Source organism: Corynebacterium minutissimum, from assembly GCF_016889765.1.
GTDB lineage: Bacteria > Actinomycetota > Actinomycetes > Mycobacteriales > Mycobacteriaceae > Corynebacterium > Corynebacterium minutissimum_B.
Genome location: NZ_CP069533.1, coordinates 317,114 through 332,401, shown reverse-complemented (window position 1 = coordinate 332,401; position 15,288 = coordinate 317,114). Strand labels below are relative to the sequence as shown.

Below are 15,288 nucleotides of genomic sequence, written 5' to 3'. Positions count from 1 at the left end.
CGCGTCAATCTACGAGCGTTTGCTCACCACCAGAGCTTAAATACTCACGCAGATAGGGCAGCCCCAGTGCGACCGTGCCGTGGCGAGGAGCATCGATAAGCCCCTGTTCTAGGAGGCGAGCCCTCACTTCGCTAGTCGACGTCGTTGAAGACTCCAATTCTTCAGCCACCGCTCGGGATAGGGCTTCCCCCGCGTTGTCTGCCACGCGTGCTAAAGCGTAAAGATAGTCCATTTGCCGAGGTGTTAGTGCGCGTACTGCGGGGTCATGAACTTGCTCGCCCATCATCGAGACTGCTTCAGGGATAATATCCTTCACCGTCGCTGTGGTGATCACAGCATGGTTGGCAGCTGCTGCTGACTTCCACGCTAGATAGCCAATGAGCTGGATGAGGAAAGGGTAGCCGTGGCTGGCGTTGGAGGCGGTTACAGCTGCGTCGGCATCGAAGTGGATATGCGTAAGGGCAGAAGTGTCCGTGAATGCGGCAAGCGTGGCAGAAGAGTTTACTGGTCCTAGTCGGAAACGTCGGGCGCGGCGCAAAAATGTAGTTCCGGGCAAGTGTAAGAGTTGGTCCACGCCAGCAGTGAGACCCGCCATGACTATAGCCACGGTGAATTCGTCACGTACGAGGTGCTGAAAGGCTACGGCGATGCGCTCGAGATCTGATGGGTCAGCGTCTTGAACCTCGTCCATAGTGATGAGGATGCCGCTTTCATGAAGGTGGCCGGATAGTTCTCTGAGCTTCGATTCGAGCGTTGGCACTGGTGGAACACTCGTTTCTTCGGTGCCTATACCGCCGACGCCCGCGATACGAATTTCTTTGATACGGCGAGTTGAAGGGGAAGTAAGTTCTTGGATTTTGGAGGGAATAATGGATTCGACGAGTTCCTTGATAGAGTCGCTGCGTCCGCTCACTCTGATGATGACCCAACCCTGCTGTGCGGCTATATCCTCGAGTTCGGTAAGCAAAACAGTTTTTCCCATCCCGCGGTGGCCGCTGATGAGCATGGCGCGATTTGGGTTTCCCACGCCGCCATTGAGCCCTGCTCGAAAGTCATCGAGCACCGCGTTGCGGCCAGCCCATTTTAGGGGGCTGGCGCCGAATGTAGGACGAAACGGGTTTCCAGTCATGTGGCTAATGATACCCCAGCTGGATAAATGGATAAATGGATAAATTGCAGGGGCTGGATAAATGGATAAATGGATAAGTCAGACCACGAGGACTAGCTCGCTGCCACGAAGCTCAGTGCTCATGCCAGCAGCCTCAGCAATGCGTGCTGCATCGTCGATGGACTCCATCTCGCTGCCGTGGAGCGCGAGTACTCGAGCGAGTTCCCCCTTGTAGTGCTTGTTGAAGTGGGAGACCACCTTGCGTGAACCATCTTCTTGGACGGACTCCACCCGGACTGTAGCGGCCTCCTTGAGCTTGCCCAGCTGCTGGTAAGTACCAGAACGCATGTCGATGACAAGTTCCTCGGCGGCAAGCGCGCGCAGCTCGTCGCTAATGGCAGTACCCCAGTGTGACTTAAGAGTCTTCCCACCCAACTTCGTGCCGCCGGAGAGCCGGTAGTGCGGGATGAGGTCATCGGCGCGCACCAGACCAAATAAGGCATCACCCACGGCGAGGTAGCGCCGCGCTTCTGGGGGAAGGGAAGGGGCATCGAGGGCGTCGTACAGCACGCCAGTAAAGCGCTCCAGTGCAGGCATGGTGGGCGAGGTCTCCAACTGGCGGTTGGATTCGGCCTCCGCGCGTAATTTCTCCGAAATCTTCAGTACCTCGAGGGCCTCATCAACGTCGAGAGACTGTAGCTTGGCGGCAATCTCACGCCGAATGGGATTGAGCGCTGGGAAGGAGAGCCCATCCCAGTTGAGGGCAGCGCCGTTGCCGCCGTGGGCCTTTGTCTCAGATGGAGGGAGGATGATCAGCATGGCTACATGCTAGCGATGTAGACTGAGCAACCATGATTACACGTCTTTCTGAGCTTTTCCTCCGCACTCTTCGTGAGGATCCGGCTGATGCCGAAGTACCCAGCCACAAGCTTCTCGTCCGTGCAGGTTACGTGCGCCGCGTCGCGCCGGGCGTGTACACGTGGCTGCCGCTTGGTCTTCGCGCCATGCGCAAGATTGAGGACGTTATCCGTGAGGAGATGAACGCCATCGGCGGTCAAGAAGTTCTCTTCCCAGCCCTGCTGCCGCGTGAGCCTTATGAGGCCTCCAACCGTTGGACGGAATACGGCGATAATCTCTTTCGACTCAAGGACCGCAAGGGCGCGGACATGCTGCTGGGCCCCACGCACGAGGAGATGTTCACCACCGCGGTGAAGGATATGTACTCCTCCTACAAGGATTTCCCAGTCACGCTTTACCAAATTCAGACGAAGTACCGCGATGAGGAGCGCCCCCGTGCCGGCGTGCTTCGCGGACGAGAGTTCACCATGAAGGATTCTTATTCCTTCGACATGACGGACGAGGGCCTCGATGAATCCTATGCCCGTCACCGCAAGGCCTACCAGAACATCTTCGACCGCCTCGAGATCGATTACGCGATCTGCAAGGCTACCTCCGGTGCTATGGGTGGTTCCGCCTCCGAAGAGTTCCTGGCTGTTTCCGAGGTTGGCGAAGATACTTTCGTGCGCTCTACCGAAGGCGACTACGCCGCCAACGTGGAAGCAGTAGTAACCCAGGCGCCGGAAGAAATCCCCTTCGATGGTGTGCCGGAAGCGCAGGAGCATGACACCCCGGACGCTGAGACCATTGAGTCTCTGGTGGAGTGGGCACAGGGTGCTGGCATTACTGTCGACGGCCGCGAGGTCACCGCAGCGGACACCCTCAAGTGCATGATGATCAAGGTAGCCGGCCCCGCGGCCACGGAAGAAGAGAAGGAATGGGAGCTAGCTGCCGTTCTCATCCCAGGTGACCGCGGTCTCGATGAGAAGCGCCTTGAGGCTGCACTCGAGCCGGCTGAGTTCGAGCTGGCGGGCGACGGCGACTTCAAGAAGAATTCCTTCCTGGTCAAGGGCTACGTTGGCCCGCGCGCGCTCAACGCCAACGGCGTCAAGGTTTATGCTGATCCGCGCGTGGTTTCCGGTACGTCCTGGATTACCGGCGCAGATGCCCCGAACCGCCACGTCGTCAGCTGCGTGGCTGGCCGTGACTTCACCGTGGACGAGTTCATTGAGGCCGCCGAGGTCAAGGAAGGCGACCCTGCCCCGAATGGCCAGGGCACGCTGACCCTGGAGCGCGGCATTGAGCTGGGCCACATTTTCCAGTTGGGTCGCAAGTACACCGAAGCCTTTGACGTGCAGATTCTCGATGAGAACGGCAAGCGCGCCGTTCCCACCATGGGTTCCTACGGCATCGGCGTGACCCGAATGCTCGCTGTTTTGGCAGAGCAGCGCCACGATGAGAAGGGCCTCAACTGGCCTGTGGCCGTAGCCCCGTACCAGGTGCACGTGGCTGTGGCTAATAAGGACGCTGCCGCCATGGAAGCCGGTCAGAAGCTTGTGGAGGATTTGGACCGTGCGGGCATCGAGGTGCTTTTCGACGATCGCCCCAAGGTCTCCCCAGGCGTGAAGTTCAAGGACGCCGAACTACTCGGCATGCCCTATATTGCAATCCTTGGTCGCTCCTTCGCCGACGGCATTATTGAGCTGCGCATCCGCGGTGGAGAGACCCGCGAGGTTCCGGCTGACGAGATCGTGGATACCCTCACCGAGCTCATCCGCGGCTAGCTGACAGGAAGCGTACGCTTGCGGGCATGAGTTCACACAAACCCGCACTGACGTACCCGATGGCCGGAGCACTTTCCGCCATGGGCATCATGCACTTCGCTAAGCCGGAGCCTTTCGAGTCGATCATTCCGCCGCAGTTGCCGGGGTCGGCTCGCTTCTACAACTTCACCTCTGGTGCTTGGGAGGTGGTGACCGGTGGGCTGCTGGCCAACCCCTCGACGCGCAAGCTTGGTGGCCTGTCCGCCTTTGCTTTGCTGGCAGCGGTGTGGCCTGCGAACTTCTATCAGGCGTACAAGGATCTTTCGAGTGGCAAGGCGTCCACTGGCAAGAAGATCTATCACGCGGTGCGCTTGCCGCTGCAGATTCCTGTTATGCGCTACGCCTGGTCGCTGTACGCGGACAAGAACTAGGCCACGCGCTTAGGCGGTGTGGAAGCGGTGCGATTGCGCCGCAACTGCGATAAGCCACCGCCGCCAGGCGGATGTGGCTTCAGCCTTGCTATCGCTTTCTGCAGTCGCCGCGGCCCGCGTGGCAGCATCGGTCCACTTCAGAGTGTCATTGTGGGCTATGGTGTCGATGAAGTCGCGTGCTGAGTCGCCATCGTGAGGTAATGCACCATCAGGAGAATCATAGGCCGCCGCGGGCTGAGGTACGGCGCCGAGCTTTTCTAAGGCTGTTTGCAGCTCTAGGACGCGGCGCTCATGCAGGGAGAGGCGCTCGTCAATGGTCTCCTCCAGATCGGCGGTGACATAAGAGCGCGCAAAGTCAAGGGCATACACCTGCTGGTATTCCCACTCGAGTAGCTTCGCTGCCTGATCCTGCTCCGCGGTGGTGAGCTCAGGCGCTTCCCCCGGTTCCTCCCCGGTCCGCGCTTCGAGAGCAATGGCTTGGGCAACGACAAGTGCTCGGGACTCGGGTGCGACGTGGTTGATCTGCTCCTCGGTGGCCGCGCAGGCGTCGCCAAGCACGGCCGAAACATCGTCAGCTTCTCGCGGCTCGACATCGTGGTCAACCTCGCAGGAGCGCGGGGCCTCGCCCTCCTCATTGCGGCCACACAGTCGATCAATCTCCGCGTAGAGCTCCTCAGCTTGCTGCGCGCGCAGCGACGCGGCATCGGTATCGAGCTCCTTCAGTGCCTCAGCATCAGCGCTTGCTGCCTGCGCCAGCGAGGCCAAGGCTGGGTCAGCGTGCGGCCCAAAATAATCGACGACGGCATCGGTGGCTTGGCAGCCACTCAGCCATGGCGCGGCACAGAGGAACAAGGCAGGTACTACTACTCGGCGGTTCACGCGATAGACCCTACCCGCGTGGCCTAGTCTAGAGCGCATGGCATTCCCAACACCCGCACAACTTACTGACATCCTGCAGCCGGTCGCCGCACGTCGGGGCCTTGACGTCGAGGACGTGAAGACCACGCGGGCAGGAAAGAAATCACAGGTCATCATCCGTGTCGACGGTGACGAGCGCCCAAGCTCTGATGTTATTGAGGAGCTGTCGCAGGAGATTTCTGCGTTGTTCGATGCGAAGGAAGAAGCCGGTGAGCTCAACTTTGGTGCTGGATACACCCTTGAGGTCTCAACTCCAGGCGTGGATTTCCCACTCACTGCTGCCCGACATTGGCGCCGTAACCGTCAGCGTCTCGTGGGCTTTGCGCTTGTCGACGCCCCCGATACCACCCACGTCGCCCGCATCGGCGCCGTATCCGACGATGAAGAATCAGTGGCGCTCATCACGACTGTGAAGAAGGAGGTGCAGTACCAGACCCAGCGATTGGAAAACATCACCCGCGCGGTGGTAGAAATTGAATTTGCTCAACCTTCGGCACAGGAGCTGGAGGCGGCTATGCAGACGTTTGACTTCGCCGAGCAGAACTCGGCAACCCGAGAGGATTAATAAGTGAATATTGACCTAGAGGCACTCCGTACAATTCAGCGCGAGCGTGGCGTCCCCGTCAAGGACCTGCTCGAAGCCATCGCGGGTGCCCTTTTGTATTCCTATCTGGATTACCGCACTGAGTCTGCCGAGACCAAGGCGGCCGGCACGAAGTCCCGCGTGGACATCGATGCTGACAGCGGTGCTGTGACTGTCATCGTCACCGAGAGCGATCCGGAGACTGGTGAGGTCATCAGCGAATACGATGACACCCCAGAGAATTTCGGACGCATCGGTGCCCAGGCAGTGCGTGATGCCATCCTGCGTAAACTGCGCGAGGACGAGGCCGAGCGTACCTACGACTCCTACTCTGAGCTCATCGGAACCGTAGTATCGGGCGTGGTGCAGCGCGATATCCACGCCAATAAGCGAGGCGTCGTCGTGGTGCAATTGGGCACCGAGCATGATTCGCAGGACGCTATTTTGCTGCCAGCTGAACAGCTGCCGGGTGAAAAACTCGAGCACGGCGACCGTGTGAAGGCCTATGTCGTGGGTGTCAACCGTAATGGTGCGAAGGTCCAAATCACGTTGTCGCGTACGCACCCAGAACTGGTGCGTGGCCTCTTCGAGCTGGAGATCCCAGAAGTTGCTGACGGCGCCGTAGAGCTTATCGCCATCGCCCGCGAAGCTGGACACCGTTCCAAGGTGTCCGTTGTGGGACACGCTAAGGGGCTCAACGCCAAAGGTGCGTGCATCGGGCCGAAAGGTGCACGCGTAAGCAACATCATGCGTGAAATCGGCGGCGAGAAGATCGACATTATCGATTTCAACGAGGACCCCGCCATTTACGTAGGCAATGCCTTGGCACCGTCCAAGGTTGTCCGCGTGGAGGTCCTAGATCAAGAGGCGCAGGTGGCTAAGGTCACCGTGCCGGACTACCAGCTCTCGCTGGCCATTGGCAAGGAAGGCCAGAACGCCCGCCTCGCAGCACGTCTGACCGGATGGAAGATCGATATTCACTCGGACGCTGCACGCGATTAATCCGCGCCGGAATTAAAGGTTTGGCTCATTTTCGCGTAGACTAGACAACGGCCCACATGCAGGAATGCTGTGGCGTAGTAACAGTGGTGGCGCAACGTAAGGAGTTGGATGTCTCAGGGACAACGGCTCCGTACTTGTATCGCCACGCGCCAGAAGCATCCCGACACGGAACTGCTCAGAGTTGTCGCCGATAGGGACGATCCTGAAGGTCGCCGTGTTGTTCCAGACCCGCGCCGCAGGCTTCCCGGAAGGGGAGCGTGGATTACGCCGAATCTGGAAGCAGTAGCGCTGGCGGAGCGAACCCGTGCCTTCAGGCGCGCGCTCCGATTGTCCACTGATGTGGATGCAGGTCACGTACGTGAGTACCTTGCTGCACAGCAGCAGGTGCAGTCGGCGGGCACTAGCCCGTGCGGCCCAGAGTTAAAAAGGAAGACCGAACACTGATGAGCGCACAACCATGAAGCAGCATCAGCGATGAAAGTCCATAGCCATTAACTAGGGGTCAAGCCGTATTTCTGCGGCCTTGGCTCCTAGGACGATTAAAGAGGAGACAAGTGCCCGGAAAGCTACGTGTACACGAGCTGGCAAAGCAGCTCGGTGTAACCAGCAAGGAACTACTCGCCACGCTGAAGGAACAGGGCGAGTTCGTTAAAACCGCGTCTTCGACCATCGAACCACCGGTGGTTAAGAAGATGCGTGCGCACTACGAAGCTAAGGAAGACCAGGGCGGGGAGAAGAAGGATAAGCCCGCCGCATCCGGCTCGAGTGCGAAGAAGCCTGCCGCGAAGAAGCCGGCAGACAACCAGTCTTCTAAGCCCGCGCCGAAGCCAGGTGCGACCCCGAAGCCAGGAGCACATAGCCCTAAGCCGGGCGGTACTCCGAAGCCGGGTGCGGCTGCACCGAAACCGGGCGCATCTGCACCGAAGCCAGGCGGAACCCCGAAGCCGGGGGCAAACGCACCCAAGCCGGGTGGCGCTCCGAAGCCGGGCGCTCAGCAGAAGAGCTCGGCTAAGAGTGGCGAACGCGCTACGCCGCGTTCTATGCCGAAGCCGGGCGGTACCCGCCGCGTAGCCAACAACCCGTTCTCCACGGGTGGCTCCAGCGATCGCCCCAGCCCTGGACCCCGTCCGGGTGGCTCCAAGGGGCAGCGTCCGGGCGCTAAGCCGGGCGATGCACGCGGTGGCAAGGGCGGCGGACGCCCGCAGGGTGAAGGCAACAAGGGCGGCGGAGGTCGCCGTCCGTCGCCGGCCATGATGCCGTCTCACCCGAACCCGGCCAGCATGCCGTCGAAGGCGCCGGGTGGCGGTGGCGGCGGTCGTGGCCGTGGTGGTCGCGGTGGCCCGGGCCACGGTGGACCCGGCGGCGGCCCTGGTGGCTTCCGTGGTGGTCGCGGCGGTCGTCGCGGCGGCACTGCCGGTGCGTTCGGCCGTCCTGGTGGCGCTCCTCGTCGTGGCAAGAAGTCGAAGCGTCAGAAGCGCCATGAGTTTGAAGAGCAGCAGAAGCACGAGGTAGGCGGCGTACGTCTGCCTGACGGTGGCGGCAAGGTTGTACGCCTGCGTCGCGGTGCTTCCCTGGCGGACTTCGCTGAGAAGATCGGTGCCGATCCGGCAGCATTGGTACAGGCACTGTTCAACCTTGGTGAAATGGTGACTGCAACGGCCTCCGTGTCCGAGGACACCCTGCAGCTGCTCGGCTCTGAGATTAACTACGAGGTTCAGGTCGTCTCCCCAGAGGACGAGGACCGTGAGCTGCTCGAGTCTTTCGACCTCCAGTTTGGTGAGGACGAGGGCGGCGAAGAGGCTCTGGAGAAGCGCCCGCCGGTCGTGACCGTCATGGGTCACGTTGACCACGGCAAGACCCGCCTGCTCGATACCATCCGTAAGACCAACGAAGGTGCGGATGAGGCCGGCGGCATTACCCAGGGCATTGGTGCTTACCAGACCACCGTAGAGCTGGAAGATGGCGAACGTACCATTACCTTCCTGGATACCCCTGGTCACGAGGCCTTCACGGCGATGCGTGCCCGCGGTGCCAAGTCCACCGACTTGGCCATCCTGGTGGTTGCTGCTGATGACGGCGTGATGCCGCAGACCATCGAGGCAATCAACCACGCCAAGGCCGCGGATATCCCGGTTGTGGTGGCAGTGAACAAGATTGATAAGCCAGAGGCATCTCCCGACAAGATTCGTGGTCAGCTCACCGAATATGGCCTCGTACCTGAAGAGTACGGTGGCGACACCATGTTCGTGGACATCTCCGCTAAGAACAACATCAACATTGATGAGTTGCTGGAGGCAGTCATCCTGACTGCTGACGCCGCGCTGGAGCTCACCGCGAACCCGGACATGGACGCCCAGGGCGCTGCTATCGAGGCACACCTCGACCGTGGCCGTGGCCCGGTGGCTACTGTCATCATCCAGCGCGGTACGCTGCGCATTGGTGACTCCATCGTTGTCGGTGACTCGCACGGCCGTGTGCGCCGCATGCTGGATGAGTTCGGTCATGACGTCGAAGAGGCAGGCCCGTCCCGACCGGTTCAGGTGCAAGGTCTCAATGGCGTGCCTGGCGCTGGTGACAACCTGCTTGTCGTTGAAGATGACCGCGTGGCACGTCAGATCGCAGCGCAGCGTGACGCCCGCAAGCGCTCCGCTCTGCAGGCCAAGGCGCGCAAGCGCGTGTCCCTCGAGGATCTGGATGCAGTGCTCAAGGAAACGTCGACGCTCAACCTTATTCTCAAGGGCGACAACGCCGGTTCCGTCGAAGCCCTCGAGGATGCGCTTCTGGAGATCGACGTCGACGACGAGGTACAGCTCAACATCATCGACCGTGGTGTTGGTGCCGTCACTCAGACCAACGTTTCCTTGGCAGCCGCTTCCGATGCCGTCATTATTGCCTTCAACGTCCGCGCTGAGGGTAAGGCCACCGAGGAAGCAAACGCCGAGGGCGTCGATGTGCGCTACTACACGGTGATTTACCGCGCTATCGAAGAGGTCGAAGCTGCTCTCAAGGGCATGCTCAAGCCCATCTACGAGGAGCGCGATACCGGCTCCGCAGAGATTCGCGCACTGTTTAAGTCCTCCGCTGTCGGCACCATTGCTGGTTGCATGGTTACCGAGGGCAAGGTCAAGCGCAACGGCAAGGTTCGCCTCGTGCGTGACGGCAACGTCGTCACCAGTGATGCGAAGATTGAGTCGCTGCGTCACGAAAAGGATGATGCCAACGAGATCAATGCCGGATACGAGTGCGGTATGGTCCTGTCCTACCCGGATATCCAGGTAGGCGATATCATCCAGGCCTACGAAGAGGTCGAGGTCCCACGCGACTAATCGCGTGCAACAAGTTCGCCCGTGATTGAAGCCCAGCCAGTCTTTCTGGCTGGGCTTCGTCGTTCTTTGCGTGCGGTTTCGGCAGGCCGTGTCGGATCGGTATCCTAGACTAGTTATCACGAACAGAACTCAAAGGAGCATCACCATGGTTGATCACGCACGTGCCGCCCGCATGGCCAAGCGCATCCAGGCCATCGTGGCCAGCGCTATCGAACGCCAGATCAAAGATCGCCGCCTTGAATTGGTGACTATCACCGACGCCCGCGTAACCGGTGACCTGCATGATGCCACCGTGTTCTACACCGTTCGCGGTAAAGATATTGACGCGGAGCCTGACTTTGACCAAGCTGCTGAAGCCCTCAACCGAGCCAAGGGCCAGCTTCGCAAGATTATGGGCGACCAGCTCTCCGTGCGGTTTACTCCGACGCTTTCCTTCGAGCTTGATACCGTTCCGGAGGCTTCGGCGCACATGGAGGACCTCCTTGCTCGTGCCCGCGCTCGCGACGAGGAGCTGGCGAAGTTGAAGGAGAACGCGAAGCCGGCCGGTGATGCTAACCCGTACAAGACCTCGGATAGGGAAGAGGACTAAGTGTCACGGACCAACTACGAAGCTGCAGTAGATGCGCTGGTCCAAGCCAGCAGTGTCTGCATCATTACACATCTGCGCCCCGATGCTGATGCAGTAGGTTCGGCAGCGGCGCTAACTCTTGCCCTGCGCCAACGTGGTAAGCAAACCCGCACGGTCATTGGTCAGCGTCGTGATATTTCCGCCAACCTTTTTTCTATTCCGACCGTGGATGAGATCGAGTTGGTAGACGAGCTTCCTACGGGCTATGACCTGTACGTCACCCTGGACTGTGGCTCGTTGGACCGTACGGGCTCGGTAGCGGACAGCATCGAAGAGTTGGCCGCCGCCGGCCGTGTTCTGTGCATCGACCACCACTCCTCGAACGAGGGCTTCGGCTCGATTAACGTGGTGGATCCGGTATGCGAGTCCACGACGGTCGTGTTGCTGGATATCCTCGATAGAATCTCCGTCCAGATTGACCGGGTTATCGCGCACTGCCTGTATGCGGGGCTCGTGACCGATACTGGAAACTTCCGGTGGGGGCGCCCAGCCATGCATGACATTGCCGCGCGCCTTATGCTCTATGGGCTTGATACCAAGAACATCGCGCTTGAGCTCATGGATTCCAATACTGCCGATGACCTCCAGATGATCGGCCGGGTGCTTTCGGGGCTCACTATCCAGGAGGCAGGCGAGCACCGCCTCGCCGTGCTTTTCGTGCCGTATGAGGAAGTCATCTCCCACGCAGATTCTGCTATTGAGTCCTTCGTGGATTACGTCCGTGCCTTGAAAGGCACCGATATCGGCGTCGTCTTTAAAGAACAGGCGCCACAGGTATGGGCGGTGTCTCTGCGATCGTCCGCCGTCAACTGTGCGGAAGTGGCCCTCACCTTCGGCGGCGGAGGACACGTTCCAGCTGCCGGCTATACCGCGCACGGAACTCCCGAAGAGGTCACCGCGCAGCTGGTAGGTGTACTGACCTAAATGACGCCAGAGCCACCAGTCAAGGTAACCGCGGCCGAGGTTTTCCGCCTCGCTATTCCCGCACTTGGTGTTCTTGCGGCTATGCCGCTCTACCTTCTGCTTGATACCGCAGTCGTGGGACGGCTTGGTGCCTCACAGTTGGCGTCGCTAGGCGCGGCGGCCACGCTGCATTCGGTCGTCACGACCCAGCTCACCTTCCTTTCTTATGGCACGACCGCACGGTCGTCGCGCCTGTTCGGTGCAGGACGACGCGAGGAAGCAGTAGCCGAAGGTGTACAGGCCACGTGGGTTGCAGTGGGCGTCGGCATGATTTTGGCGACCATCATGTGGCTCTTCGCGGGTGTCTTCGCCACCTGGTTGACCGGTAATCCGGACACCGCGAAGGGAACAGCTCAATGGCTGCGCATCGCGGCCTTCGCTATTCCTCTCACGCTCATTGAGATGGCCGGCAATGGCTGGATGCGAGGAGTGCAAGATACTCGCAAGCCCCTGTACTTCACCCTTGCTGGCATGATCCCGGGGGCCATCGCGGTACCCATTTTCGTTCATTTGTGGGGGTTGCCGGGCTCGGCCGCTGCCACGGTGATGGGAATGGGCATCATTGCTGCCTTCTTCCTGTGGGAACTGCGCCGTGAGCACACAGGCTCATGGGAGGTGAAGTGGCACGTCGTGCGCCGCCAATTGGTCCTTGGCCGCGACCTCATTGTGCGGTCAATGAGCTTCCAAGTGGCTTTTCTTTCCGCGGCGGCGGTGGCTTCCCGAATTGGCACTGCGCAACTTGCCGCACATCAGATCATGATGCAGATGTGGAACTTCCTTGCCCTCGTGCTGGACTCTCTTGCCATTGCGGCCCAAGCGCTAACTGGCGCTGCTTTGGGTGCCGGTTCTGCGCGCTATGCCCGCATGGTGGGCACGAAGGTGACGGTGTACTCCACATCATTCTCTCTAGCTCTTGCCGCCGTCCTGGCACTGGGTTCCGGATTTATCCCGCGTATTTTCACCAACAGCCCAGAAGTTCTTGACGTTATTTCTGGCCCTTGGTGGGTCATGACCTTCCTTGTCGTGATCGGCGGAGTGGTCTTCGCTCTCGATGGTGTGCTCTTGGGGGCGGGGGATGCCGCCTTCCTTCGCACGCTGACACTGGCGTCTGTACTCTTGGGCTTCCTACCTGGAGTGTGGTTGGCCTATGCCCTCAATGCCGGTTTGGCTGGGGTCTGGGGCGGCATTGCAGCATTTATCCTTATCCGCATGGTAGGCGTGATCTGGCGCTTCTACTCGATGCGGTGGGCACGGGTCTAACCCTGTGGTAAAAGTAGAGGGAATATTCGTGTGAAGGAGGCGCCATGACCACCCTGTGGGCCGTCTCCGATCTCCATGCCGCCGTACGCATTAACGGAGACCGCATTGATGAGCTGGTTCCTCCCGATCCCCGTGACTGGCTCATCGTGGCGGGCGACGTGGCCGAGCGAATCGACTTGGTTCTCAGCACCCTCGCTCGCCTGAAGAATCGCTATGCCACCGTTATCTGGGCTCCCGGTAACCATGAGCTATTTTCACGAGGGCAAGACCTTTATAAGGGCCGGGATAAATATGACCGTCTCGTTGAAGGCTGCCGCGAAATTGGTGTCATTACCCCTGAGGATCCTTTTCCGGTGTTTGGCGGGGTCACCATTGTTCCGCTGTTTACTCTCTACGATTACAGCTTCCGCCCACCCGGAACTACGGTCGAGCACGCGCTGGCTAGCGCCAAGCAAAAACAGATTGTTATGACAGATGAGTTCGCCATCGCGCCTTTTGTGGATGTCCGCGCTTGGTGCTGGGACCGCTTGGCCTATTCCATCAAGCGGCTCTCCCGTGTGGAGGGAGAAACCGTTCTGGTTAACCATTGGCCTTTGGTCCAGGAACCAACGTTGTACATGCGCTGGCCCGAGGTGGCTTTGTGGTGCGGTACCCGCCACACGAGGGCCTGGCCACGGCGCTACAATGCCAAGGCTGTTATCTACGGCCACCTCCACATGCCGAACCGCACCAACATTGACGGTGTAGATCACATCGAGGTGTCGTTAGGGTATCCACGCGAATGGCAAGCGCATGGAGAGCTGCAGCCGTGGCCGTATCCAGTATTAGCGATAGATGAAAGGACGGGGAGGGCAGATCATGCTTGAACCTTTCCTGTTCCCGGAATCCGCTCGCTACTGCTACGTGCGTACCGATGACTCGTTGACGGACCTGCTCAACTACAACCACCTCTCCCCAGAGGAGCGTTCGGTGGTCTCCCAAGCTGTTGACATCCGCAAGGCTGAGTTTGGTGATGCCCGCTGGTGTGCTCACCGCGCCCTTGAAGAATTGAACTACACCCGCGCCGAGCCCATTCTCCGCGGGGAGCGTGGCATGCCGTTGTGGCCTGAAGGATTTACAGGTTCGATGACGCATACAGAGGGCTTGCGCGCTGCGGTAGCTGCACCTACGACCCACGTGCGCTCGATGGGCCTCGATGCCGAACCTGCTGAGCCGCTGCCGGAACATGTTTTGACCATGATCGCCCGGGCAGGGGAGATGCCGCAGTTAACCCGGCTGCAGGAAGCTGGTGTTACGTGCCCCGACCGGTTGTTGTTCTGTGCCAAGGAGGCCACGTATAAAACGTGGTTCCCCATGACGCGGCGCTGGCTCGACTTCGACCAAGCCGAAATCGATCTGCGCCTTGACGGCACGCTCATCTCCTATATCTTGGCGCGGCCCACTCCGGTGCCGTTTATCACTGGGCGTTGGATTATCCGGGAAGGCTACGTCATCGTGGCTACCTCCGTGCCCGCACTCAACTTCGATAAGTAGCGGGGGCGCTTAAAGCGTCGACGGACGCGCCACAAACACAGTGGCTAAGCGCTTGCCCTTTTCCTTTACCAGTGCAATAGAACGGCCTTCTGGATCGACGGCGGCATAGGTTCCTTTTAACCCACGCGGCTGCAGCCACTTGCCCAAAGCAAGGGCCTGAGCTTCGTCCTCAGTGACGTCGAGTACTGGGTAGCTGCGAGCCAGCGCTTCATCGAGAGACAAGGACAACACGGGGTTTTCTTCAAGGGTGGAGAGGGGGAGGGCGTCGTCAAGCGTAAAAGGCCCCACCTCAGTGCGGCGCAGCGCAGTAAGGTGACCGCCCACACCGAGGGCCTCACCGAGGTCGCGGGCGAGGGAACGAATGTAGGTGCCCGAAGAACAAGACACGGACACGTCAAGGTCAACGAAGTCACCCTCGCGGCGCAGTTCCGTGACATCGAAGCGGCTTACTGTCACCGGGCGAGCGGGAATCTCCACATCTTCGCCGGCACGTACTCTCTCATGCGCGCGCTTGCCATCAATTTTGATGGCAGAGACGGCGGCGGGGCGCTGCATGATGTCACCAGTGAGATTGCTGATCTCCTGGACAATGCTTTCCTCGCTCAGGTTTCCTGCTGATTCGCCCCAGGTGCGTTCTCCTTCCGCATCGTCGGTGTGGGTTGCCATACCCAGGCGAATCGTTGCGTCATAAGCCTTCGTTGAAGCGACCATGTGGGCTAGGAATTTGGTACCTCGCTCCAACCCCACTACCAGCACGCCGGTGGCCATGGGGTCGAGTGTGCCCGCATGACCAACTTTGCGTGTGTGGAAATAGCGGCGGAGTTTTCCCACCACATCGTGGGAGGTCATACCTGCGGGCTTATCGACGACCACGAGGCCGGAACGTGCGAGCGGATCAGTCATGCCCTGTAGTCTAAGCCACAGGCAGTTGTGGGA

Annotated in this window: 15 protein-coding genes; 11 read left to right on the top strand and 4 right to left on the bottom strand. The window is 59.9% G+C overall.

Going from position 1 to position 15,288, the window contains the following annotated elements:
* Positions 1 to 4 precede the first annotated feature (4 nt).
* Together I6J26_RS01535 and yaaA are read right to left on the bottom strand one after the other, a co-directional pair.
* Entirely contained in the window at positions 5 to 1,129 is a 1,125-nt protein-coding gene (locus tag I6J26_RS01535) for an ATP-binding protein (protein ID WP_115022644.1), read from the bottom strand.
* A 78-nt stretch (positions 1,130 to 1,207) separates the two neighbouring features.
* The gene (yaaA, locus tag I6J26_RS01530) at positions 1,208 to 1,927 is read right to left on the bottom strand and encodes a peroxide stress protein YaaA (RefSeq protein ID WP_115022641.1); all 720 of its coding nucleotides are present in this window, start codon (positions 1,925 to 1,927) and stop codon (positions 1,208 to 1,210) included.
* 32 nt (positions 1,928 to 1,959) lie between these two features.
* Between yaaA and I6J26_RS01525 the strand changes: the two genes are divergently transcribed.
* Positions 1,960 to 3,729, top strand: coding sequence for a proline--tRNA ligase (locus tag I6J26_RS01525; protein WP_115022638.1), 1,770 nt, complete (start codon positions 1,960 to 1,962; stop codon positions 3,727 to 3,729).
* A 26-nt stretch (positions 3,730 to 3,755) separates the two neighbouring features.
* Positions 3,756 to 4,139 (top strand): DoxX family protein, encoded by a 384-nt coding sequence (locus I6J26_RS01520; RefSeq protein ID WP_039675881.1) that lies wholly within the window; start codon positions 3,756 to 3,758, stop codon positions 4,137 to 4,139.
* 9 nt (positions 4,140 to 4,148) lie between these two features.
* On the opposite strand, the gene I6J26_RS01515 is transcribed toward I6J26_RS01520, so the two are convergent.
* Positions 4,149 to 5,018, bottom strand: a complete 870-nt coding sequence (locus I6J26_RS01515; RefSeq protein WP_115022636.1) for a hypothetical protein — start codon at positions 5,016 to 5,018, stop codon at positions 4,149 to 4,151.
* A 37-nt stretch (positions 5,019 to 5,055) separates the two neighbouring features.
* Here I6J26_RS01515 and rimP point away from each other — a divergent pair, with 37 nt between their 5' ends.
* From rimP to I6J26_RS01470, 9 genes are all read left to right on the top strand, one after another.
* Entirely contained in the window at positions 5,056 to 5,622 is a 567-nt protein-coding gene (rimP, locus tag I6J26_RS01510; RefSeq protein ID WP_115022633.1) for a ribosome maturation factor RimP, read from the top strand.
* 3 nt (positions 5,623 to 5,625) lie between these two features.
* The gene (nusA, locus tag I6J26_RS01505) at positions 5,626 to 6,642 is read left to right on the top strand and encodes a transcription termination factor NusA (protein ID WP_115022630.1); all 1,017 of its coding nucleotides are present in this window, start codon (positions 5,626 to 5,628) and stop codon (positions 6,640 to 6,642) included.
* Between the two features lie 108 nt (positions 6,643 to 6,750).
* Positions 6,751 to 7,086: a YlxR family protein gene (locus tag I6J26_RS01500; RefSeq protein ID WP_115022628.1), complete on the top strand. Its 336-nt coding sequence runs from the start codon at positions 6,751 to 6,753 to the stop codon at positions 7,084 to 7,086.
* A gap of 110 nt (positions 7,087 to 7,196) precedes the next feature.
* On the top strand, positions 7,197 to 9,968 hold the full coding sequence (gene infB / locus I6J26_RS01495) for a translation initiation factor IF-2 (protein ID WP_115022625.1): 2,772 nt from the start codon (positions 7,197 to 7,199) through the stop codon (positions 9,966 to 9,968).
* Positions 9,969 to 10,113: 145 nt separating this feature from the next.
* Positions 10,114 to 10,557, top strand: coding sequence for a 30S ribosome-binding factor RbfA (rbfA, locus tag I6J26_RS01490; protein ID WP_115022622.1), 444 nt, complete (start codon positions 10,114 to 10,116; stop codon positions 10,555 to 10,557).
* Positions 10,558 to 11,520: a DHH family phosphoesterase gene (locus tag I6J26_RS01485; RefSeq protein ID WP_115022621.1), complete on the top strand. Its 963-nt coding sequence runs from the start codon at positions 10,558 to 10,560 to the stop codon at positions 11,518 to 11,520. It begins immediately after the preceding gene.
* A complete protein-coding gene (locus tag I6J26_RS01480; RefSeq protein WP_115022619.1) occupies positions 11,521 to 12,819 on the top strand; it encodes an MATE family efflux transporter in 1,299 nt (432 codons plus the stop codon).
* A 44-nt stretch (positions 12,820 to 12,863) separates the two neighbouring features.
* Entirely contained in the window at positions 12,864 to 13,685 is an 822-nt protein-coding gene (locus I6J26_RS01475) for a metallophosphoesterase family protein (RefSeq protein WP_115022616.1), read from the top strand.
* Entirely contained in the window at positions 13,678 to 14,352 is a 675-nt protein-coding gene (locus I6J26_RS01470; RefSeq protein ID WP_115022614.1) for a 4'-phosphopantetheinyl transferase family protein, read from the top strand. The genes I6J26_RS01475 and I6J26_RS01470 overlap by 8 nt, the downstream gene beginning before the upstream one ends.
* Before the next feature lie 9 nt (positions 14,353 to 14,361).
* On the opposite strand, the gene truB is transcribed toward I6J26_RS01470, so the two are convergent.
* Positions 14,362 to 15,255: a tRNA pseudouridine(55) synthase TruB gene (gene truB / locus I6J26_RS01465; RefSeq protein WP_115022612.1), complete on the bottom strand. Its 894-nt coding sequence runs from the start codon at positions 15,253 to 15,255 to the stop codon at positions 14,362 to 14,364.
* Between the last annotated feature and the right edge of the window lie 33 nt (positions 15,256 to 15,288).